This window comes from Pseudoalteromonas sp. XMcav2-N, assembly GCF_024124545.1.
In the GTDB taxonomy this organism is placed as follows: domain Bacteria; phylum Pseudomonadota; class Gammaproteobacteria; order Enterobacterales; family Alteromonadaceae; genus Pseudoalteromonas.
Genome location: NZ_JAMXSF010000002.1, coordinates 198,097 through 219,901, shown reverse-complemented (window position 1 = coordinate 219,901; position 21,805 = coordinate 198,097). Strand labels below are relative to the sequence as shown.

Here is a 21,805-nt window from a genome sequence, read left to right as displayed (position 1 = left end):
TTACCCTTTTAATATCAGGATTAGCATCCATTGCAATGTGGCAAGCAGCAGCAATCCACCGCAAAGGAGACGTAGTGGCTTTATTGCAAATACAGCGATAAAAATAAGGCAGTGAATGAGCACACTCAGACACACACTGAATAATACGGCGTCAACTTTAGAAACAGGCAACAACAAGCTCATCAGGCTGATGGACAGCGCAGTGAGCACGTAGCCGCCGACAATAGCCGTTGCAAAGCGGGCAACGACGTTCAGTCGATAGGCAGTAAAATAAGCAAAGTAAGACGATATCGGCATACTTGTTCTTTGGTCAAAAATAGGGAGGCGAATTATTACTGAATCGCGCTATAAATAACAGTAATTATCATTAGCAAATGCGTTAAATGTACAAATATTAATGTCAGATGGAATATCAAATTCCAAAAATCAGATACCGCATAGTTTATGAGCACGCTGGCGGGTATTCTTTAAATGGATAGACCCTTGATATACTGGCCTGGTAATAAGATGCGATAAGGGGAACCAGATTTGAATATTATTGAGCGTGTCCGGCAGTGTACTTTATGTCGGGGTGAGTTGCCCTTTGAGCCAAGACCTGTGATCCAGGGACTGCCCACTGCCAAAATACTGATTGCTGGTCAGGCTCCGAGCATGACTGTGCACAAAACGGGTAAGCCCTTTAATGATGCCAGCGGAAAACGCCTCAGAGACTGGCTGGGTGTGACTGAAACTCAGTTTTACGATCCCGCCTTATTTGCGATTGTGCCTATGGCCTTTTGTTACCCTGGCAAGGGAAAATCTGGTGATTTACCTCCTCCCAAAATTTGTGCACAAACTTGGCGTGCCCCTTTGCTTGAGGTGTTTGAGCATATTGAATTTACTGTATTAATTGGTCAATATGCACAAGGCTATCATTTAACCGATTATGTTAACGTGTCACAGGCCGTTTCTGGCTGGCAATCGAGTTTACCTAAACAGCTTGCGCTTCCTCATCCAAGTCCTCGCAATCAATTATGGTTGCGAAAGCGACCCTGGTTTGAGGCTGATGTGATACCGGTATTAAGAAATCGTGTCCGAGAAGTTTTGGGTGATTTTTAAACGTTTTAAAGCCAGAGTATAAAAGGCATTTGGTACTATAATGTAAACTTTTAGAAAATGAATTAACTCATATGGGTTGCTATTTGGTACTGTATAGCTCATAATTTGGGGTGAGTTAGGATTACAAATTTTAACAATTTATATTCAAAGGATTTGAACATGTTATATCGAATTTCGGGTTGGTCAGCCATCGTTCTCTCCCTGTTGGCGTTATATCCTAGTTATCAAACTGGTGCACTGTCGGTCATTGGATTTTACCTGGGCTTATTTGCTTTACTCCTTTCTTCTTTTGCAAGCCATACTGGCAACCTAATCTATTATCGCAGCGTATTTGTATTTTCTGTACTGAATGTTTTTTTCGTAAATGACGGCACCTGTGTAATGTTATTGGCTGAAAATAATGATTGGGTGTACATAGGATCTATGTATGGGATTTTTATTGTAATCAGTAGCATCTGTGGTTTTTTGGTCAATAAAGACAGCTTCTTACTTAACATTGCGCCAAAAGTTAAGCGCGTCCGATAACATCTCGCTTAAGGTAAACATCGAAGAAGACCGTTTACAAAACGGTTGTGCACTTATACACTTGTGTTGGTTTTTGACACAGCCAATCTGATAACGTGCGCAAGGAGCGGTACTGAGTGTTTATCGTCAACATAACGTACACGGTTGAATTAGAAGAAATTGATGTGCATCTACCTGCACATATTCAGTTTTTACAACAGTATTATCAGCAAGGTGTGTTTTTTGCGTCTGGCAAAAAAGTGCCCAGAACCGGGGGTATGATTTTCGCTAAGGCAAAGAACCAAACTGAGTTAGAAGCAATTCTATATAACGACCCTTTTTACCTCGCCGGGCTGGCGAATTACGAGATCACAGAAATTGAAGTAAGCAAGACTGCCAGTGGTTTATCACAACTGCTAACGCTATAAATCAGCAAATCACATACAAAGCTGAACAGAGCACTATGATTGACGTTCATAGCTATGAGCGCAATGCATGGTGTATTAGCAGGGTGTCCACACGCCAGTTTTGGTACTTCGATATCATTTCAAGTTATCCCGCTTTTGTGTTTTGCATGATATCTCTGCTGCGGCTTTCTATGTCCGGCTGACTGCGACTGTGTGTTGGTTACTCTGCCTTACCCTTTTTAGTTTAAAAGGAATCAACTAACGGAGAATATTATGGCCAGACTAGACAATAAAATAGCCCTTGTAACAGGTGCTGCCCGGGGGATTGGTGCGGCGGTCGCAACATGCTTTATTGAGCAAGGAGCAATCGTCATTGTTACGGATAGAAACGCCGATGAGGCATTACAACTTTGTGAGAAGTTGGGTGAAAATGCGTATTTCCACCTGCTGGATGTGTCCGAAGAAGCACAGTGGCAAAGTGTTGAGCGCTTTGTGCAAGACCAGTTTGGTCGACTCGACATTCTGGTTAACAACGCTGGGATCACGGGCTTTTTAGAAACGCACGGGCCACATGATCCCGAACATCTGGATTTGAATAGTTGGCATACCGTACAGCAAACCAACAGCGATGGTGTTGCACTAGGTTGTAAGTACGGTATTCGTTTGATGAAAGCGTCCGGTGCGGCCAGTATCGTGAATATTTCTTCGCGTTCTGGACTTGTGGGGATCCCTGCCGCCGCAGCCTATGCTGCAAGCAAAGCCGCGGTGCGCAATCATAGTAAATCGGTTGCGTTGTACTGCGCACAGCAAAATTACCCTATCCGCTGTAATTCGGTGCATCCGGGCGCCATTTTAACACCTATGTGGGATGCTATGTTGGGAGAAGGAGAAGCCCGCGATGCGGCTATTGCAGGCATTGCTGCCGACATCCCGCTTGGTCATATGGGGCGTGCCATTGATGTTGCTTATGCCGTGTTGTATCTCGCATCAGATGAATCCGCTTATGTGACCGGGATTGAACTGAACGTAGATGGCGGGATCCTGGCTGGTAGCAGCGCATCACCTAAATCGAGCTAATTGATACGACTTCCCTTTCCTGGTGGATCGGGCTAAAACCTGGCCGGTATATTCCCAATACCGGCTTTTGTCCTGCGTATTGTTTTGCTAAGCTCAAATTAACAGATGTCGCAATTACAAGGAGCCGGGCTTATGTACTGGGGTTTGATTGTTGTTTTTATTGTGCTGGCTTTTTGGCTGCATAACCGCTATAGCTCTAGCTCAGAGGATTATCCAGCGCTGGAAACAGATCCGAACGATCCCTTGTTACTTCAGGCTGTGGCAGATGCTAAAGCGTCATTGGAAGAATTTAAAACACTGTACCGTCAGTTTCCTAAGGATGCCTTTGTCAAATTAGATTTTGAAAGCGACTGTGGCGTTTCGGAGCACCTTGGCGCGCATGTTGAAAGCATTAAAGGCGATGAACTCAGCGTGTTTTTGGTTACACCCCCAGTAACACACCAGGGGAAGGTCGCGCATAACTACACCTGTCACTTTGATGACGTGGAAGATTGGCAGATCACAGACAAAGACGGCAACATCTACGGCGGCTTCACACAGCGGGCGATGTTTGCCATCGCCGAGCGTGAAGGCGTAGAGTTGCCTCCTGAGCTTCAGGAAATGCAAGCCAAGTATGTTTAAAGCGATAACTTCTCTGTGGCTGTTGTGACCATTTCATTCAGAAAGTCAGAGACGGTTTGATCCTCTATGTGGTTCGCATCGAGCAGCGACAGTGCCGTGTTAAAACTTACGACGGCCTGGCTATATTGCGCCATCTTCATATACCCCAGCCCCTGGCTTTGATGGGCATACGCCGACTCCGGGTAGAGGGTGGTAAAATAATCTAAGGTTGCCATGGCTTGTTTGTTGCGGCCAAATTCAAATTGCATATGGGCCAGGTCTGCCAGCGTTGGTTGCGGCGCAAGGTAGTGTGTTGCATCACGCTTTGACAGCGTGTCGAAATAGGCCTGAACGTTGGCAACTTTGCCATATTTAGCCGTTTCCTCTAGATCTGGATAAATTAACTCTTGATACAGAAAGGGCAAGCCTGAAAGCATCGACGGAAAGACGATACTGCTATGGTCTTCACCAGGCATTATTTTGAATTGCCAACGCAGGCCCGCAGGTGTGTGACTGTGAAGCTGAGCGCTTAAATTCATCATATACGCATAGTAGCCTTGACTCTCCTGCTCTCCCAGCGTCAAAAATAGATTGGCGTGACGTGTGGAACCGCTGTTTTTAAATTGCGCAACCAGCTGACTGATTTGCGCCCTACTCCACCACGGTGCCGGACTTGCCAACAAATAGTTGGCAAACAGAGTCGGCTGGTTAAACAGCAAGTACATGCCAAATACCCCAGCGTTCGAGTGGCCAACAATGGTCCGAGTTGGGTGGACGGTGTAGTTTTGTTCAACCCAGGGGATCAGCTCGTTTTCTAAAAACAGAGCGAACCTGGGCGCACTCCCGAATTCCGGAAAATGCTCAGTAATATGAGACTGCATACGCCCTTGCGCAGGACCTTGAAGAGGAGGCAGATAATCTCTGACTCTGACCTTTGTTTTTACGCCAATCAAAATCACATTTGGAATTTGACGAGTGTTGCGTAAGGCGTTTGTTACGCCGATAGCTTGTTCAAAGTAATGCTCCGCATCCAGAATATAGAGCGTTTGATACCGCATTTTTGGGTTATAGTTTTTTGGTAAGTAAATAGTTACTTCTCTTTTCTCATCCAATATATCTGATTCTATTGTGAGTGTCTGTCCTGTAACCAGTGGCGCCAAAGAGACGGCTGGTGTAGCGTGTGATTGGGAGAATAGCCCCAGTAAAATAGCGATAAGTAATATGCGCATAGATGGATAGTCCTTTGTTATTGTGTACGAAGCAGCTTAAATACGAAGTGTGGAAGGGTGAAGAGGCCGTGGCTGATTTTTCGCTGAATGTTGACCTTGGAGTACACGCCAATTTGCTTATGTGTCATTTATCAGTATGATTTATATGCTTTTATTATCAGGCTGGTAGGGAATGGAAAACAAGCATTATAGACTTGGTCGATACTTTGTTGACGTATCACGCAACGAAATCGTTCATGGTGATAGCACTGTCTCTGTGCCTCCTAAAGCGATGGAGGTGTTGCATGTGCTTATCCAAAATCAGGGCAAAGTGATTGCGTTTTCAACTCTGACCGAGCTTGTCTGGCACAACAGGGTCGTGTCACCTAATTCCCTGCAGCGGTGTATATCCCAGTTACGTCAAGCGTTCGGGGAAGACAGTAAATCACAAAGTGTGATCCGAACACACGCGCGACGCGGGTATAGTCTGGAGCTGCCTGTTGGTGATGATTTTGCTAGTGTGCCAAAGCGGCGATATCTGGCTCACGTATTGATCTTTGGAGGGCTCATCTTAGCCGGGTTGAGTATAGAAGGTTGGCGAGCAAACCAAACGAATCTTGCTAAGATTGAAATTACAGCGAGTACTCCACTGACCAGTAGTGACGGCGCAGAAATGTATGGCAGTTTCTCTGCCGATGGCCGTTTTATTGTATTTCTGCGAAGCATAGATGCTTGCCACAGTCATATCTGGGTTAAAGATGTGACACGTGCGCAAACATTTCGTCTTAGCTCGGAACCCGGCGTGTATGGGCGTCCAAGGTGGTCATTGGATGGTACATACATTGTGGTTTCCGCTCGCGGTCAGTGTCAGTCAGGTTCAGAAGCACAGCAGCGCTGGTCTATCAAACGCTTTAATATGGTTGCGAATCAGCCCCTGCCACACGGTGGGGACACAATATTAGATTCAAGTCACCTGCGTATCGGGAAAGTACTTGGCTTAAAACAAGGAGCGGTGGCATTTTTGCAGGAATATTCAGACAACCAGGTGCGATTGGCCACTTATAGCTCACAAGTCGGGAAAGTTGTGCCCTTGTTCAGCCCTGCGGGGATGTTGATATATGAATATGCTTATCTGCCAAAGCGCGATCAATTTGTTGTGCTTGGCATGGATAGTAATAACCAGCACGACATGGTGCTGTTATCGAGTTCGGGTGAGAAACTCGCTCAGCATCGTCTTCAGTTTTCACCTGCAGTATCAGCTGTACAAGGCGAGGAAGTGAGCATTCACCCGTCAGAGCGATTTCTGATTGCTGAGATAGCAGGCAAACTCTACCACCTGACCTTAAAGGGGGGATTAAGTGTGTTGCCGACCCCAACTCGTCATAAGGTATCTGCTCCACATTTTCACCCGGATGGTCAGTCATTATTGGTCACTGAGTCTTATGCCGATACAGATATTCGGATGTTCTCGTTCAAGACAAACTCTGTTGATGAGCCAGCGCTTTACCCTCAACTGCGCTCTAACTTAAGCGATGAGGCGGCACGTTTTCAGCCAGATGGAGAGTTAGTTGCATTTACTTCCACTCGCTCAGGCAAACGTCAGGTATGGTTGTCCAATGGGCAAACTAGCTATCCTTTGGAAGTGCCAGATGCACCAATAACATCCCGCTTTATAAGTTGGTCGCCTTCGGGGAGTGCCCTTGCGGCTGCGACACAAGATGGCGTAATTGTATACGACCTCGAGGGAGGTGCCCGGCATATCAAAACCCGGTATCCTGTACTGGAAGTCCTGCAATGGTCTGACAAACAGACTTTACTGGTTTTGGTACCTGAATTAGGATCGCAGCGGCTCTATCAATTACATCTTCAGAATAGTCGATTCATGAAAGTATCAGATCGTGACCTCCTCTGGGCTGTTAGCACACCGAATACAGAGGTCGTTGTACTTGATAAAGCGTACAGGGTATGGATTGGGGATAAAGAAGTGAGTCGCTTGGCTAATAAGCTGGAACGACCCTATTTTTCATTGTACGAACGCGATCTATATGGTGTTTCCCCTGACAGAAAGCTGTGGCGATACAATTTGGATGATGATGTGCTGCACTATATCGCACAGCTTCCTGTTCGCGCCCGTTATGTCAGTGACGTCAATGGCGAACAGGCGCTGTTGACTTATATGATGCAGCTAAACCGAGAACTGGTTTCTTTTTCCGTTCAGTAAATCACTCCTGCTCGGCAAACGCTCTGAGTTCATCACCTGTCAGGCGATAGATGATCCATTCGTCCTGTGGTTTTGCGCCAATACTGTTATAAAAGTCGATGGCAGGTTTGTTCCAGTCGAGTACGACCCATTCAAAGCGGCCACAGTCTTTTTCCAGAGCCAGCTGGGCCAAAAACTTCATCAGGGCTTTGCCCGCGCCTTGCCCACGCTGATCCTGAGATACATAGAGGTCTTCCAGGTAAAGGCCATACTTACCCAGCCAGGTCGAGTAATTGAAAAAATACACAGCAAAGCCAATCGCTTCGCCATCTTGCTCACAGATCAGCGCATGGGCACGTACATCGTCACCAAACAGTTTTTGTTCAATATCAGCGACAGTATTGAGCACAGCATCAGGCTCTTTTTCGTAGACGGCTAGTTCATTGATAAAGTGTAAAATGGTTGCGGCGTCGCTTTTCTGTGCGTGGCGAATGGTGATACTCATTGGTAAATGACTTCCAAAGTTGACATGATTGGTGCCCAGTGTAAGCTCAAATTTTAAATGAATAAAGTGCATAGATTGCACGTACTAAATGTATATTATTAATGAGTCAGCTACCTAATCTAGATCTGAACTTGCTTAAGCTATTTGCTGCTTTGTATCAAAATGGCTCTGTCACGCACACTGCCGAGCAACTCAATCTCAGCCAGTCTGCTTGCAGTCATGCACTGACCCGGCTAAGGGAACGCCTGGGAGATGAGCTGTTTGTGAGGGTAAACAACCGTATGCTTGCAACAGAGCACGCGCACCAGTTGGCTAAAACGGTATTACCCGCTTTGCAGATGCTTGAGCGGGGGTTACAAGAAGCCAGGCCGTTTGACGCCAGTGAAGTGCATACATTGACGATTGCTGCCACGGATTATACTGCCTGGTGTTTGCGGCCCTTTATTACCCATCTGATCTGCAAATTTGCAAAACTGAACATACGGTTTGTACAGCTTGAAGAGCGTATTGCTGAGCAGGCACTGGAAGAAGGCGCTTTGGATCTGGTTTGCGGGTTCGCACATCAGCAGGAGTTTTCGGAGAGCCTGGCACAACTTAACTGGTTTGAAGATGCTTACGTCACAGTCCGCTGTCAATCTCATCCATGTAGCCAAGCGCTTGAATTGAGCACTTTCCTGGCGTATCCGCATATTCTGGTTGCTCCCTGGAATGAGCGGCGGGGAATTGTTGATAAAGCGCTGGCCAAAATCAAGAAATCCAGAACCATCGCGGTGACTACGCCTCACGTGCTGATGGCACCGACTTTGTTACCCGACAGCGATATGCTGCTGACTATGCCACAGCGTTATGCTTTGCAGGTATGTGACAGGTTGCAGCTCCAACCAGAACCTCCACCATTGTCGGTACCTAACTATCAACTTAAGTTATATTGGCATCGCACTCGTAAAAGCGACCCAAAAATTGAATGGTTTGTGTCGCAGTTTTGCGACTTCCATGATTTGACGCACACCTAGGTATAGTTAGTAAAATATTGATCTGTTGATATTGCTGATATACACCGCCTTATTTTTCTAGAAGACGAAACCAATCTATAAAAATCAATAGGTTAGTTTGGATCAGGTTTTTACCATATCGGCCTTGTGTGCGTGCATATACTCGCAGATAAAGTCGACACTGAGCTTTATATTAGGGAGCTGGTACTTGGCGTGCTGGTACACTAAGTTGATTTCCACTGCCGGTGTTTTACCTGGTGACAGAGTGTGGTGCGCCGCGACCGGGGTTACCTTGTCTTCCAGGCGTGGTGGGATCAACCAGTCCGGGGCCAGTAAGAGCCCTTCGCCCTGTTCAAGTGCATCCAGTAAGGTCGCACTGTCATTGCTGATCAGCACAGGTTTGGTATCGAGCGACTGCCACTCGTCGCCCTGGCGTACCCACCAGGGAACGAGCGCAGTTTTGCTGCGAAACATAATCGCCGGGCAATCACAAAGTTGCTTTAGCGACCAGTTTGAAGTGCCAAATTCAGCATTGAGTTTCTCAGCCAGCTGGGTTTGAGCCCAGAGCGTAAAGCCGCTGCGGATAAGTGGCCTGGCAATAAGACGTGCGTCATCGACAGGCCCGCCTCTTATCGCCAGGTCGACCGAGTCTTGACCAAACAGTGCGTATTCATTGGTGTAGTCCAGATCGAGGAGAATGTTGGGAAACTGTTGTCGGAAACGCCTGAACAGTGGAACCAGCAGCGCCTGCGCCAAACCCGGCGGTGCACTGACTTTTAGTGTGCCGCTTGGATTATCAAAACTCTGTGAGATCAGTTTGTCAGCGTGAGTCAGTTTACTGAGGAGCTCGCTGATATGTTGGTAGTAGATCTGGCCAAGTTCAGTAATACTGACATGGCGGGTAGTCCGCTTTACCAGCTCTACTCCCAGCGATGCTTCCAGATCTTTAATGCGTCTTGAAACGGAAGACGCCGGTACCGAGCACTCCTCCGCAACCGCACTGAAGCTGTTCAATTCAACGACGCGCTTGAAATAGCGCAGTGCTCTGAGTTTATCCATAGTGATCCGAACGGCCATTCATAGCAGTGAATTTAGTTTATTTTTGCCATAAAGACAAAGCTGATTTGTGTTTAACACTCTTTTTCATAGCACACGAAAGCACGATAATACATGATGTATTTAGTTTTAAGTGATTATTTTTATGACAAAACAAGTGCTTATTATAAAGTCTAGTCCGGCAAATGAATTCTCCATTTCGAGTGAAATTGCCGACTACCTGCAATCACAATTGCAAAATAAGAATGAAAGCCTGACCTTTACAGTGCGTGACCTTAGCAAAACACCGGCGCCGGTTTATGACAATCAGATCCTCAATAGCTTTTATGGTGATCAGGATGCGTTAACAGCTGAACAAGCCGCAGTGGCACAACCGTCATTACTCTATATTGAAGAGCTGAAACAGGCAGACATCATTGTCTTTGCGTCTCCGATGCATAACTTCAGTGTCACTAGTCTGATGAAAAACTATATTGATCAGATCTGTCGTTTTGGTCTGACATTTTCTTATTCAGAGCAGGGACCATCGGGGCTGTTGCAAGGAAAACAAGCCGTGATAATCGCCAGTGCGGGTGCGGATATGGCAACACCTGAGATGCAAGCTGTCGACTTTCAGGTTCCTTATCTTAAGCAGGTGCTGGGCTTTATTGGCATCGCCGATATTAAGGTGATCACCGCATATGGGATCAGTATGCCGCATATTGGCAGTGAAATAGCGACTGAGCGGGCAAAAGCACAGGTTGATCAATGGCTGAGTAGCGCCGCCTGAATCGGTCTTAGCCAGCATTTATGTTAAATTAAGCATTGCTGGCTAATATCTGGACAGAGCCTGTCAGTTTAGGCGTTTTGCTTACTTTGAGCCTTAACGTATTTCTTTACCTTTTTCATGGCCATTTGACGTTTTAGCGGAGACAGGTAATCAATGAACAGGTTGCCTGACAAATGATCTATTTCATGTTGCATAACAATGGCCAGAAATTCATCGCTGTGCACTGTGATGGGCTTTCCAGTGCGGTCCAGTCCCTTGACTGTAACCTCTGTGTAGCGCTCCACTTTGGCAAAGTAGTCCGGCACTGACAGACACCCTTCTTCACCCATGGCTTTATTACTGCCACTGACCACCTCCGGATTTATGAGGATTAATGGATCATTACGTTCTTCCGATAAGTCAATGATCACAATCGCTTCATCCCGGCCAACCTGAGTTGCTGCCAGGCCAATCCCATCTCTGGTTGCATATAAGGTATCGAGCATGTCGTCGATGAGCGGTTGTACTGATGTGATATCACTGACTGGTTTTGCTTTCACCTGCAATCTTGGATCAGGTGCGGTTAGGATGTCTAAAACGGCCATGTTGTTATTTTTAGTTATCTGAAAACCCGGAGTTTAAAGTGTAAAGGGCACTTAGGCCAGTGTAATTCTCACGGTTGATGAGCCTGACGGTATTGTGAAGGAGACTGGGATTCGTATTGAGTCCAGATCCGCCGAAAGTGACGAGCACTACTGTAACCGCAGGCCTCAGCAATGGCCTCTATCTGAATACTGCTTCCGGATAATAACGCTTTGGCATGTGCTACCTTAATACTGCTGACATACTCACCCGGCGTGATCCCGAGGGTTTGTTTAAAAAGCCGACTAAGCTGGCGAACTGAGAGATGGACCGAACTTGCCAGAGTTTGTAGGCTATGTGAGCACCCAACCTGGCTGCAGACTAAGTCCTGGACCTGGTGTAAAGCTCGATGCATATGGTTGCGATGTTGCAGCCAGGGGCTGAGCTGAGGATCCTGCCCATTGCGACGAAAGTACACTAACATTTCTCTGGCAACCCGGGCGGCAATGTACTCACCAAACTGCAATGAGACAAAGTGCAGTGTCATGTCTATGCCTGAACTAATACCTGCACTACTAAATAGCTTACCGTCTTGCACAAAGATACGATTGTCGGCCACCTTGCTGGCTCGGAACGTCTGACGGAAACGTTCAATCAGCGCAAAGTGTGTAGTACAGGCTTTATTATTGATTAGCCCTGCTTTTGCTGCGAGTACTGCGCCTGAGCAGATAGTCAAAATATAGGGGTCATATCTGGCCTGCTCTTTTAACCATTGCTGAGTAACTAGACCTGCCGGGCTGTCATAGGTGGCAAAAGCGTCATTGCAGCCGGGTAAGATCATCACATCGTTGGCATCCAGTTTGCTGGGTAAAGGGTCGAGCTGATGTAGCATCAGCCCGCCATCTATTATCTGTTCGCGCTCGGCACTGACATAATGTATATCAATTAATTGCCCTGCACGCCTGGCTTCCAGTAGCACCTGCAATGGCCCTGCCAAATCGAGTGGTAAGGTGTTTTTTAGCAGAACAAAGTAAAACTGTTGCGGTGCTGACATTTTCCCTTTTCCTTAGTTAGAGCACAAAATCTTGTAGCGTACAAATCTTGGCAAAACGCTCAGCCAGTACCAGCTCGGTACGGACCTTGATTTCGTCGGCCTTAAAGCATTGGCCACTCGGCTGATGTTGCATATCAAACGTTAGGGTCGCATCGGTGACAAATTCGACCTGGAAGCCCAGATCGCTCGCAACACGGGCGGTGGTCTCGCAGCACTGTTCAGTGCGAATGCCCGAGATAACGACACAGTCTATGTTATTTCTTTTCAACCACATAGCAAGCCCTGTATCGGTAAAAGCGTTGTGTACTGATTTATGGAAAGTTTTATCAAATGGCGTATCCAAAAATGCCATGGGCTTAACAAAGCCAGAGGCTGGATTGAAAGGGCTGTCTGGCACGTCGTCACGACTATGAAGAATTTTAATCACTTTGTGTTGATTACGCTGAAATGCAGCTATCAGCTGAGTCAGGTTGTGCTGGAAGTCTGCGACATCGCGAACGGACCAATAAGGAGTGTGGTAGAACGAGTCCTGGGTATCTATTACAAGTAGTGCTTTATTCATGGTGTACTGTCCTGTTTGTGTTGATGGTGTGTTCTGTGTGCAGTGTAGTGACTTTTATGGCATCGAAAGAGGCCGGTTTGAGACATATAGGGGACGTATATGGTCGTTTATGTTAGTTGCTCTGCGGAGATGTATATATAAAATGTGCTTAAGCGGGTTGACACGCATTCACAATGTATATACGTTGTATATACACAGGGGTGGCAGATACACCTCCGATGCAGGAAGCAGAGCATGGCTAACAACAAAGATGCACAATTAATTGTGCGCATAAATAAAGCGCAAAGAGATGAGTTTGTCGCCTTGTGCAACGAACTTGATACCTCCTCTTCCCGCGAGATTAGAAAGTTTATTAAGCGGTTTGTGAAAAAGCACAAGCCAGAGCAAGAGAAACCGGTCAAAGGAGATCAGGATGGCTAAGAAAGTTGATGTTAAAAAGCTAAAGAAAGAAGTACAGAAACGTACTGGTAAGATCGCAAAACATGAAGCGAAAATCAAAAAGCTGAAAAAAGCGATCAAGAAAGCGAATTAATCGCGAAAAAAGGCAGCCAATGGCTGCCTTTTTCTTTGCTTATAGTGGGCTATCAACCCTGCTCCTCTCTACGTAAACCCCCTTTACACTCTCTGCTCGGCTTATAACGCTGTGTAATTGATGCGCCAACTCAATCAAGTTGTGATCAATATTAAAACGCGCACGCAATTTTCCCTGCGGACCCGTAAGGTAAAGCAAGGCGGAGTGGGCAACTTGATAATTGTCTGGTTTAGGATCAAGTTGAAATTGTGCGCCTACGTTATGAGCCAGTGACTTGAGCTGTTCCGGGTGACCGGTAACACTGAAAAATGATGGGCTAAAGTGGCGTACATATTTGTCGAGCATAGCTATCGAATCTCGCCCTGAGTCGACCGAGACAAACAGGTACGTCAGCGTCTGGTGGTTTGATAACCTCGACATATGAGTTTCAAGAACTGCTAGTCGAGAGAGAGTTGTCGGACAAATATCCGGACAGTGTGTGAAACCGAACATGATCAATGTCCATTTTCCCTGCAATGATTGCTTATCAAACTTACTTCCTGCGCCTTGTAGTTCAAATGGCTTCAGACTGCGTTCAGTTTCCTGCATCAGGTTCTTTACTATGACTGGCTGGGACGGTGGGGTGGTAGGTAATACCAGGCCCAGACCTAAGCCAGTAAACAGGGTTAAAATTAATGCGTATTTGTTATGCATCTTTTTCTGCCTTCTTTACTTGCCAGCACAACCCCAGCGCTAATAACGCGGGTAAGGTAACGCCAGCGAAATCAATTAACAGAAAAATCGGCCCGCAGATCCCGACAAGTACCTCCCAAAAATGAAACAGCGCGTGGCTGCTCAACCATAAAGCGGGAAACAGCCAAAGCTGAAAACGGTAGCGGACATAAAAAGCGCCATAGCTGAATGTCCCTCCAATCAGCATATACAGCATACCGATATCGCGTATAAAGTGCTGGTTGTAAAATCCCCTGTCAGGCACGCCGGGCACACTCCAGTACCACTGTTGCGGGTAAAGCAGCATCAACACGCCATTGGCCAGCGCCGACAGCCCTAGTAAGACGGCGACGGATGTGATGACTTGATTGCGCATAATACTACCCTGTTACGGAACGGCTTTTGTCAGACGGCGTCAGCGTTTGCTCATTCACGACCACACGGCTGCATGCTTTGCCATACCCTAAGGTATATTTAAGGGCCGGATAGACACGACAAGAGCTGATACTAAAGGCGATGGCAATCAGTCCCTGATCTCCCCACATGGCACGGATATGCGGGCGAATGTCATCGGCACTGGGATCATGGGCTAACACCAGATCGGTAAATTCCACTATCTGAGCGAGTTCATCAGGTAATGCAGTGAGGTCTTTGTTGACGACTGCACTGACCTGAGTCGCAGGCACACCTGCTTCCAGTGCCATATTGACCAGCAGCTGAGTGCAGGGACCACAGTCGTCCCATAAGATGGCGCGTAACCTGGCGGCATATAATGGTGCCGCAGGCATACCCCCGCGATAACCTGCCATGGACTGAAATTTCAGGTAGTTAAAAAAGGCGCTCAGATCCGCGCACAGAATGTCCTGCATATACGCGACGTCGTAGTCATACTTTTTTTGCATCGATATGAGCATTTTGTTCAGTAGATATTTGATCATCGGATACTCCTGGTAGTTTGGTAAGCCTGATCTGAGGGAGCACTTTGCTGCGAGTGTCGCTGCGCGAGGCTTTTTAGCGGGCGCTGTAGCAAGAGCAGGGAAAGGGTAAACAGGGATGCAAAGGTGCACAACATAACGGTATAGATATCATTGTTTAAAAGTGCCGCACCGAGGAGTGGGCCAGATGCCACGCCTATGCTGGATACCACGGCTGCGACGGATGAAAGCTGTCCTGAGCTATCCTGCTCTGCGATGAGGGCGAGCAGGTAGGCATGCACGGCGGGCCAGGAAAAAAATAACAGTGCCAGCGCCAGCATGTAGACAAGGTTAAAATGCGCATAAATAAGCAGTAAGGCAGCCATAAAAGAAAGCAAAATACCGCCATATAAATACATGGTGCGGTGTGTCTGACCTGATTTCAGAATGGGGAGTACCGCGCCTGCCAGTCCCAGTAAACCGGTCAGTGCAATGTTCTGGCTGACCTGGGTTTGAGACAGGCCTGCACTTTGGCCCATCTGGCCTGCAAACGCCCAGATCCCGCTGGCCGCAACCAGATAGAGCAGCATCGTCAGCAGCAACCGGGTGCTTTTGGCAGTTAAGCGCAGACGTTTTGGGTACTGTTTGGGGTTATGTACTGTCGGCAAGGCCGGCAGCACGGGTAAAAAGAGCAAAGCAATAAAAATCAGTGCTGCCATGATATAAAACACGGCGTAGCCACCGAGCAGGTGTTCAAGTGCTGGTACGGCATAGATCACCATAGAGCCGATACTGAACTGAATAAACAGCAAGGTGCCGAAGGCTCTGTCGGGGTTCGTTAAACGCGCGAGGATGGCAAATGATATACCGACACTAAAGCCACCCAGTACCCCGGCGATAAATCTCCAAGCCAGCAAACCTGTATAAGTGCTCCATGCTGATGTACTAAGCTCCATAGCGCCTAATGCGATGAAGGTGAACAGTAAAGCGGGTTTCCAGGCAATATGTCGAACCACAAAGATAGCGCAGGTGCTGCCCAGTAATGCGCCATACCCATTGCTGGCCACCAAAGTACCGGCCTGCTGTGCGGAAAAACCAATCCCCCCTGCCAGCGCATCCACAACGGCGGGTAAAAAATTGAGAGAGGCTAGTCCGGCCATGGCAACGAATGCCAGACAAAAATAACGGATCCCTGAGTTTTCTGCATGGTTTGCAGTGTGCTGTAACATAGTGTGTCGTCTCCTGAGTCACTTTGTCATCACTCTAAGAGGTTCCGGGAGACGGAAAAACCAGCGATTTTGCCATTAAGTCGTGAATACTATTCATGAATCATTGCTGATATAGTGCAAATACCGACGATGTTTACCCAATTCACAGGACTGACTATCATGGATAAACTGAGATCACTGACACTGTTTCTGGCAACCTGTGAGGAACAAAGCTTTGCGGCTGCAGCGCGTGTCTGTAATACTGATCCTTCTACCATCAGTAAAGCCGTAAGTCGCCTCGAAGCTGAGCTGGGGGTAACTTTATTTCAGCGCTCCACCCGGCAATTGAAGATCACCGCTGCCGGGCGGCATTATGCACACACCGTACGTTCGAGCATTCAGGCCCTGTCCAGCTGTGAAGATGAACTCAGACAACTCAATGACGCACCCAGAGGACGGTTAAGGGTGAATTCCGCCGTGTGCTATGGTCACCTTTACATGCGCCCGTTACTTAAAGCGTTTTGTCAGCGTTATCCCGAGATCACACTGGAGTTATCTCTCGACGATATGCATGTGGATATTATCGAGCAAGACATTGATGTGGCGTTACGTACAGGGTTTATCAAAGACAGTCGTCTGGTGGCTCGCTGTCTGAGTCCGATGGATTTTTTAGTATGTGCTTCACCGGATTATCTTGAACAGCATGGCACGCCTGTCAGCCGAGGCGATTTTGACAATCATGCCTGGATAGGCTTTAAGATCAAAGAAACACAGCAGCTACAACCGATTTTTCTGCCAGATGAGCAGGGAAATTATCAGCTCTGCGACTTGCGTCGTACCCATATCACCGATGATGGCGAGGCCATGGCACAGTTATGTGCCGATGGTCTGGGGCTTGCTCAGTTACCGCATTTTTTGGCTAAAGCAGGTCTGGAAACTGGGGCGTTGGTGTCACTCTACCCTGCGTTCAGAGCGCCTTTGCCAGAGGGCGGGGTATTTGCGATTTACCCCAAACGTGAATACCTGCCTGCCAGAGTACGGGTTTTTCTGGATTTTTTGGTTGCGGCTTTAGCAGTGCAACAAGAAACGCCAACCCATACCTGGGCCGAGCATTGGCCGGCGCGTATCCGCTTTGACGGATCAGCTGAACAAGGGCGCACAGTTGCCCTGTGAGCGGATCTGTTCAAGCGCAGTGTTAAGATGAGTATGCATGCCCTCAAAGGCGAAGTTGCCCATACTGATCCGTTTAACACCTAGCCCGGCTAGGGTGTCGATGTCGGGTAAATCAGGCATCGCCATCACATTTAGCGGCAGTGCACACGCATGTGTGATGGCCTGAATATCTGCTGGCTTGACAATGCAGGGCAAGAACAAACCATCAGCCCCAGCCTGCTGGTATTGTTGAGCCCGATGTAATGCTTCCTCGCGCGCGCTTTCCAGACCCAGCAAAAAGGCGTCACAGCGCACATTGATAAAAATGTCTGTCTGCTGTGTGATTAAATGGCTGCGTACAGACGCTAAACATTCAGCAAACTCACCGGCATGGATTAACGTACGTGTTGAGCCAACCAGGCTGTCTTCAAGGTTAACCCCGACTACCCCCAGTTGTGCAAGTTGCTGAATATGTTTTGCAATTTGTAGTGGGTCACGGCTGTAGCCCGCTTCAATATCAACACTCAGTGGTAAGCTGGTGACACTGGCGATACGGCTGACCATAAAGTGAAGCTCGTCGAAAGGGAGCTGTTCACCGTCCTCGTAGCCCAACACACTGGCGACGGCGGCACTGGAGGTACCTATGGCCTGATATCCGGCTTGTTGTGCCGCTTTGGCACTGGCAGCATCCCAGACATTCGCCAGTAAAAGAGGGGTTGTTTGTTGATGTAGTTGTGTGAAGTGTTGCATATCGTCTCGCTTTTCCAGGTGTTTGTTTTTGTTAGCGACATAGTGCGTTTGCGAGAAATAAAAGACCAACGATAAAAATCGACATGTATTATAAGCAGAGCTTATAATACGGCTTTCCAGAAGCTCGGAAGCATCCCTATCGTGTTTAAAAATATGAATTTGCTTGTGACCTTTGAGTGTGCGGCAAGACATCAAAGCTACAGTCTGGCAGCTGCTGAACTGTGCATCTCTCAGGCGGCGGTCAGCCAGCAAATGCGCCTGCTGGAGCAGCAGTTGGCACAGCGGCTGTTTGTCAGGACCGGCCGACACATGCAGCTCACACAGGCGGGTGAAACGTTGCACGAACATATTGCACCTGCCTTAACGATGATCGGTCAGGGTATAAATCGTTTACGTCAGGAAGAGTTGGCGGGCGAGCTTTGCATCAGTTCCACCCAGGCATTTAATACCCTGTGGCTGATGCCCAGATTGCAGGAGTTCGCGAGTTTGTATCCGCAGATCCGCATTCGTCTGCACTCATCCGCCAGCTTTGAAGATTTACAACACGCCCGCATTGATCTGGCGATCCGGTTTGGCACTGAAGTAGAAAAGCACACGCCGACGACGTTAGCGTGTGAATACTTTGGCACATCGCCTGTTTTGCCTGTGTGCTCCGCTCAGCTTGCTGAATCATTGCCACTAGCGGCGCCTGCCGATTTGCTGTCGACCTGGCTGGTCGCCTTAGAGCAGTCTGGTGCTTATGACTGGCCCCAGTGGTTTGAGGCACATAGAGTGCCTGGCTATGCTGAACATCCGCACTGGACCTATGTGAACTCTACAGATATGGCACTCAGTGCCGTCGCTAATGGCCACGGTGTCACGCTGGCAGTGCCTTATCTGTTTCAGCGTCAACTCGATAGTGGCGAGCTGGTGATCCCATTTAAACTGCCCCACCCCAACTCGGTAAAACGTTATCTGGTTTATGATCCCAACTCGGCTCGGATAACCCGCCTGAAGGTATTTATGGCCTGGTTAAAAGCGCTGGAGATATGACGCGCATAGGGCAAGACAGGTTTTAAATCCCATATTTCTATATTTATAGAAATAACTATTGATCTGAATTTATATTTCCATAATACTAGAAATGTAAGTTTAGATCGGGAGAGACGTATGTCACCAGAAATGCAGGTCATGCTTGAAGAAGCGGCCGATATGTTTGTGTTCCTCGCTGCGGAATTAACTGTATTGTTTCTTGTAGTGAGTTATTTAGTGGGTGTGCTGCAGGAATACATCACACCAGAAAAGGTCCGGGAAAACCTGAGTGCACGTAAAGGCAAAGGTTATATGATTGCTGCGCTGCTGGGCGCCATCACGCCGTTTTGTTCCTGTTCAACGATACCCTTTCTCAAAGGCCTGTTGCAGGCACGCGCCGGGTTTGGGCCGGTTACCGTGTTCTTATTTTCCAGCCCGTTGTTAAACCCCATTGTTATCGGGTTATTGATAGTGACATTCGGCCTCGATGTGGCGCTATTTTATTTTGTCGTTGCACTTGTCACGTCTGTGGTGTCTGGCTATGCACTGGAGCGGCTGGGGTTTGAACGTTATGTGCGGGACGAAGCCTATCAGGCTGCGGTCAGCCAATCTGCTTGTAGTGCTAATCAGGCAGACAAACCGGGTTGTGCAGACGTCCCTGCTGACTCACAAACGTCCGTTAACCAGAAGCGCGGTTGTGCAGTGCAAAACTCGAATGAGGCAGCTATGCCTGCAGAAAATCGCTGGTTGCGGATCTGGCACGCCACCTGGAAAGACTTTCGCACTACCCTGCCTTATCTGTTGCTTGGTATCACCATAGGGTCATTCATTTACGGTTTTGTGCCGACGGAGCTCATCGTTGAGTATGCCGGTGAGAATAAATGGTACGCAATCCCCCTTGCGGCCGTGATTGGTATCCCCCTTTACATTCGTGCTTCGGCAGTGATCCCCCTGAGTGCCGGTTTAGTGCAAAAAGGCATGGCACTGGGCTCGGTTATGGCACTGATCATTGGCAGTGCGGGTGCCAGCCTGACCGAAGTCATTTTGCTTAAATCCATCTTCAGAACACAGATGATCCTGGCTTTTCTGAGTGTCGTGCTTGGGATGGCGATCACTGCGGGATATCTGTATACGCTTATTTTTTAAATTATGGCACGTCCTTTTTGCGCTGTGAGCCTGAACGACAGCGAGACTTGGACACATTCAATCAAGAGGTAATCTGATATGAAACCAATCAAAGACGTCATTATTATTGGTGCCGGACCTGTCGGGCTGGCCGCTGCAGCGAGACTGGTCGAAAAAGGCATACGCCCCACCATCATTGAAAAAGGTAACTCTGCCGGAGCGGCAATGCGCCAGTGGGGTCATGTGAGTTTGTTTACGCCCTGGTCCTATATGATTGACGACGCGGTTGTAAGCTTGCTTAATCGACATGGCTGGCCAGGCGTCGATCTTAATGCTATCCCAACTGGTCAGGAGGTGGTTGAGCAGTACTTGCAACCTGCGTCGCAGCTGCCTGAGCTTGCTGAAGGGATCCTCTATAACACAGAGGTTTTCGGAGTGTCGAAAGAGGGGATCAGTAAGCACACAACGCAAGGTCGCGACCGTGCTCGTTTCGCGGTGCATAGTCGCAATGAACAGCGAATTCAGGTGTTGCATAGCGACGCTGTGATTGATGCTTCCGGCACCTGGTCAACACCTAATCCATTGGGGTTAGATGGCCTGCCTGTGCCGGGTGAGCTGGCAAATCTGGACAGAGTGCATTATGGCATTCCGGATATTCTGGGTGCGCAGCGAGGCGACTTTATGAATAAGCGAACATTGGTCGTAGGTGCGGGTCACTCTGCAATGAATATTGCGCTGGACTTACTGAAACTGCAAACCGCTGAACCGGGCACTGAGGTGATCTGGGGAATGCGAAAAAACAACATAGATAAACTACTGGGCAGAGGTATTAACGATAAAGTGCCGGCTCGTAAGCAGCTGGGGCTGGCAGCAAAACAAGCGATTGAGCGCGGTGCACTAAAACTGCTTCCTCAGTTAGAGATCAGACAAATCACGCGTTTTGACCATGGACTGGACATCGATTATTTGGTGGCTGGCACCCAGGCTGAGATACAGGCAGATCACATCATCGTTGCCACTGGCTTCAGGCCTGATCTGGATATGTTGCGAGAGTTAAGGCTGGATCTGGATCAGATTGTCGAAGCGCCGTCACAGCTTGCGCCTTTGATTGACCCAAACCTGCACAGCTGCGGATCGGTGCGTGCCCATGGTGTCGATGAACTGTCCCATGATGATGCACACTTTTACATTGCAGGTATGAAGTCTTATGGCCGTGCGCCTACCTTCCTGATGCTGACCGGTTATGAGCAGGTCCGCTCGATTGTTGAATCTTTGGCTGGTAATGAAGCCGCGGCCAGGCGCGTTCAGGTGAGGTTTCCCGGCGCATCTGAAGCTCAGTCTGGCGCTTGTTGTTCTTAGGTAGTGTCGATTTATGTGTTATCACAGTCTTGTGATAACACATCATCACAGCCGGGCTCATCGGCCTGATTGGCGCAGCACTCCTCTTGCAAAAATCCGATTAGTCCAATCAGGGCGTCATATTGAGGCACGCAATAAAGCGTCCGGCTTTCTCGGCGTTGCTTAACCAACCCTACTTTAACCAGGCGATTTATATGGTGCGACAAGGTAGAGCCAGGTACATTCAATGCTGCCTGTATTTCTCCAACAGGGACGCCCTGCATGCCTCCTTTCACCAAATATCGGAAAATGCTCAACCGGGTTGTGTGCCCCAGTTCGGCGAGTTTATCTGCGGCTGATGCCAGATCCATAGTGTTGTACTCCTCAGCTATATAATTCCATAGTACTGGAAATATATAACTGAGGCAAAGCAAACCAGTGAATTGTAGGTCTGCCACTTTATCAATCTGG

General features: G+C 48.1%; 26 protein-coding genes. 13 read left to right on the top strand and 13 right to left on the bottom strand.

All coding sequences use genetic code 11. The features are described 5' to 3' along the window. A complete protein-coding gene (locus tag NH568_RS03855; protein WP_253044663.1) occupies positions 1-297 on the bottom strand; it encodes a hypothetical protein in 297 nt (98 codons plus the stop codon). 231 nt (positions 298-528) lie between these two features. On the opposite strand from NH568_RS03855, the gene NH568_RS03850 reads away from it, so the two are divergent. The 5 genes from NH568_RS03850 (at position 529) to NH568_RS03830 (ending at position 3,707) form a co-directional block, all read left to right on the top strand. Next, entirely contained in the window at positions 529-1,098 is a 570-nt protein-coding gene (locus NH568_RS03850) for a uracil-DNA glycosylase family protein (protein ID WP_253044662.1), read from the top strand. Positions 1,099-1,257: 159 nt separating this feature from the next. After that, positions 1,258-1,623 (top strand): hypothetical protein, encoded by a 366-nt coding sequence (locus NH568_RS03845; protein ID WP_253044661.1) that lies wholly within the window; start codon positions 1,258-1,260, stop codon positions 1,621-1,623. Between the two features lie 116 nt (positions 1,624-1,739). Beyond that, positions 1,740-2,030, top strand: coding sequence for a YciI family protein (locus NH568_RS03840; protein WP_253044660.1), 291 nt, complete (start codon positions 1,740-1,742; stop codon positions 2,028-2,030). 252 nt (positions 2,031-2,282) lie between these two features. Continuing rightward, entirely contained in the window at positions 2,283-3,086 is an 804-nt protein-coding gene (locus NH568_RS03835) for an SDR family oxidoreductase (protein WP_253044659.1), read from the top strand. A 132-nt stretch (positions 3,087-3,218) separates the two neighbouring features. Then, a complete protein-coding gene (locus tag NH568_RS03830) occupies positions 3,219-3,707 on the top strand; it encodes a DUF2314 domain-containing protein (RefSeq protein WP_253044658.1) in 489 nt (162 codons plus the stop codon). Here NH568_RS03830 and NH568_RS03825 read toward each other — a convergent pair. After that, entirely contained in the window at positions 3,704-4,915 is a 1,212-nt protein-coding gene (locus NH568_RS03825) for an alpha/beta hydrolase-fold protein (RefSeq protein WP_253044657.1), read from the bottom strand. The two genes, NH568_RS03830 and NH568_RS03825, sit on opposite strands and share 4 nt — an antisense overlap. A gap of 172 nt (positions 4,916-5,087) precedes the next feature. On the opposite strand from NH568_RS03825, the gene NH568_RS03820 reads away from it, so the two are divergent. Then, positions 5,088-7,115: a winged helix-turn-helix domain-containing protein gene (locus NH568_RS03820; RefSeq protein ID WP_253044656.1), complete on the top strand. Its 2,028-nt coding sequence runs from the start codon at positions 5,088-5,090 to the stop codon at positions 7,113-7,115. 1 nt (position 7,116) lies between these two features. Here NH568_RS03820 and NH568_RS03815 read toward each other — a convergent pair whose 3' ends face one another. Further along, entirely contained in the window at positions 7,117-7,599 is a 483-nt protein-coding gene (locus NH568_RS03815) for a GNAT family N-acetyltransferase (RefSeq protein ID WP_138552983.1), read from the bottom strand. A gap of 101 nt (positions 7,600-7,700) precedes the next feature. On the opposite strand from NH568_RS03815, the gene NH568_RS03810 reads away from it, so the two are divergent. Further along, a complete protein-coding gene (locus NH568_RS03810; RefSeq protein WP_253044655.1) occupies positions 7,701-8,612 on the top strand; it encodes a LysR family transcriptional regulator in 912 nt (303 codons plus the stop codon). 102 nt (positions 8,613-8,714) lie between these two features. On the opposite strand, the gene NH568_RS03805 is transcribed toward NH568_RS03810, so the two are convergent. Continuing rightward, positions 8,715-9,650, bottom strand: coding sequence for a LysR family transcriptional regulator (locus NH568_RS03805; protein ID WP_253044654.1), 936 nt, complete (start codon positions 9,648-9,650; stop codon positions 8,715-8,717). Between the two features lie 142 nt (positions 9,651-9,792). Between NH568_RS03805 and NH568_RS03800 the strand changes: the two genes are divergently transcribed. After that, entirely contained in the window at positions 9,793-10,416 is a 624-nt protein-coding gene (locus NH568_RS03800; RefSeq protein ID WP_253044653.1) for an NAD(P)H-dependent oxidoreductase, read from the top strand. Positions 10,417-10,484: 68 nt separating this feature from the next. Here the strand turns inward: NH568_RS03800 and def are convergent, their stop codons facing one another. The 3 genes from def to NH568_RS03785 form a co-directional block, all read right to left on the bottom strand. Continuing rightward, the gene (gene def, locus NH568_RS03795; protein ID WP_253044652.1) at positions 10,485-11,000 is read right to left on the bottom strand and encodes a peptide deformylase; all 516 of its coding nucleotides are present in this window, start codon (positions 10,998-11,000) and stop codon (positions 10,485-10,487) included. Positions 11,001-11,068: 68 nt separating this feature from the next. Further along, complete coding sequence (locus tag NH568_RS03790; RefSeq protein ID WP_253044651.1) at positions 11,069-12,031, bottom strand: helix-turn-helix domain-containing protein; 963 nt, start codon at positions 12,029-12,031, stop codon at positions 11,069-11,071. Positions 12,032-12,047: 16 nt separating this feature from the next. Further along, complete coding sequence (locus NH568_RS03785; protein WP_253044650.1) at positions 12,048-12,593, bottom strand: isochorismatase family protein; 546 nt, start codon at positions 12,591-12,593, stop codon at positions 12,048-12,050. Positions 12,594-12,827: 234 nt separating this feature from the next. Here NH568_RS03785 and NH568_RS03780 point away from each other — a divergent pair, with 234 nt between their 5' ends. Continuing rightward, positions 12,828-13,013, top strand: coding sequence for a hypothetical protein (locus NH568_RS03780; RefSeq protein ID WP_010384442.1), 186 nt, complete (start codon positions 12,828-12,830; stop codon positions 13,011-13,013). A 151-nt stretch (positions 13,014-13,164) separates the two neighbouring features. Here the strand turns inward: NH568_RS03780 and NH568_RS03775 are convergent, their stop codons facing one another. The 4 genes from NH568_RS03775 to NH568_RS03760 are packed head-to-tail and all read right to left on the bottom strand — an operon-like array spanning position 13,165 to position 15,979. Further along, positions 13,165-13,818: an SCO family protein gene (locus tag NH568_RS03775; protein WP_253044649.1), complete on the bottom strand. Its 654-nt coding sequence runs from the start codon at positions 13,816-13,818 to the stop codon at positions 13,165-13,167. Then, on the bottom strand, positions 13,811-14,212 hold the full coding sequence (locus NH568_RS03770) for a hypothetical protein (RefSeq protein WP_253044648.1): 402 nt from the start codon (positions 14,210-14,212) through the stop codon (positions 13,811-13,813). Before NH568_RS03770 ends, NH568_RS03775 begins: the two co-directional genes overlap by 8 nt. A gap of 4 nt (positions 14,213-14,216) precedes the next feature. Next, a complete protein-coding gene (locus NH568_RS03765; protein ID WP_253044647.1) occupies positions 14,217-14,774 on the bottom strand; it encodes a hypothetical protein in 558 nt (185 codons plus the stop codon). Beyond that, positions 14,771-15,979 (bottom strand): MFS transporter, encoded by a 1,209-nt coding sequence (locus NH568_RS03760; RefSeq protein WP_253044646.1) that lies wholly within the window; start codon positions 15,977-15,979, stop codon positions 14,771-14,773. The genes NH568_RS03765 and NH568_RS03760 overlap by 4 nt, the downstream gene beginning before the upstream one ends. 159 nt (positions 15,980-16,138) lie before the next feature. Here NH568_RS03760 and NH568_RS03755 point away from each other — a divergent pair, with 159 nt between their 5' ends. Next, on the top strand, positions 16,139-17,131 hold the full coding sequence (locus NH568_RS03755) for a LysR family transcriptional regulator (protein ID WP_253044645.1): 993 nt from the start codon (positions 16,139-16,141) through the stop codon (positions 17,129-17,131). Here the strand turns inward: NH568_RS03755 and NH568_RS03750 are convergent. Beyond that, positions 17,099-17,860, bottom strand: coding sequence for an isocitrate lyase/phosphoenolpyruvate mutase family protein (locus NH568_RS03750; RefSeq protein ID WP_253044644.1), 762 nt, complete (start codon positions 17,858-17,860; stop codon positions 17,099-17,101). The genes NH568_RS03755 and NH568_RS03750 overlap by 33 nt on opposite strands. A 153-nt stretch (positions 17,861-18,013) precedes the next feature. Here NH568_RS03750 and NH568_RS03745 point away from each other — a divergent pair, with 153 nt between their 5' ends. From NH568_RS03745 to NH568_RS03735, 3 genes are all read left to right on the top strand, one after another. Continuing rightward, positions 18,014-18,892, top strand: coding sequence for a LysR substrate-binding domain-containing protein (locus NH568_RS03745; RefSeq protein WP_253044643.1), 879 nt, complete (start codon positions 18,014-18,016; stop codon positions 18,890-18,892). A 117-nt stretch (positions 18,893-19,009) separates the two neighbouring features. Further along, positions 19,010-20,017 carry a permease gene (locus NH568_RS03740; protein ID WP_138552997.1) on the top strand — a complete coding sequence of 336 codons (1,008 nt, stop codon included), beginning with the start codon at positions 19,010-19,012 and terminating at the stop codon, positions 20,015-20,017. Positions 20,018-20,095: 78 nt separating this feature from the next. After that, the gene (locus NH568_RS03735; RefSeq protein ID WP_253044642.1) at positions 20,096-21,355 is read left to right on the top strand and encodes an FAD-dependent oxidoreductase; all 1,260 of its coding nucleotides are present in this window, start codon (positions 20,096-20,098) and stop codon (positions 21,353-21,355) included. Between the two features lie 11 nt (positions 21,356-21,366). Here NH568_RS03735 and NH568_RS03730 read toward each other — a convergent pair whose 3' ends face one another. Beyond that, positions 21,367-21,705: a metalloregulator ArsR/SmtB family transcription factor gene (locus tag NH568_RS03730; protein WP_253044641.1), complete on the bottom strand. Its 339-nt coding sequence runs from the start codon at positions 21,703-21,705 to the stop codon at positions 21,367-21,369. Between the last annotated feature and the right edge of the window lie 100 nt (positions 21,706-21,805).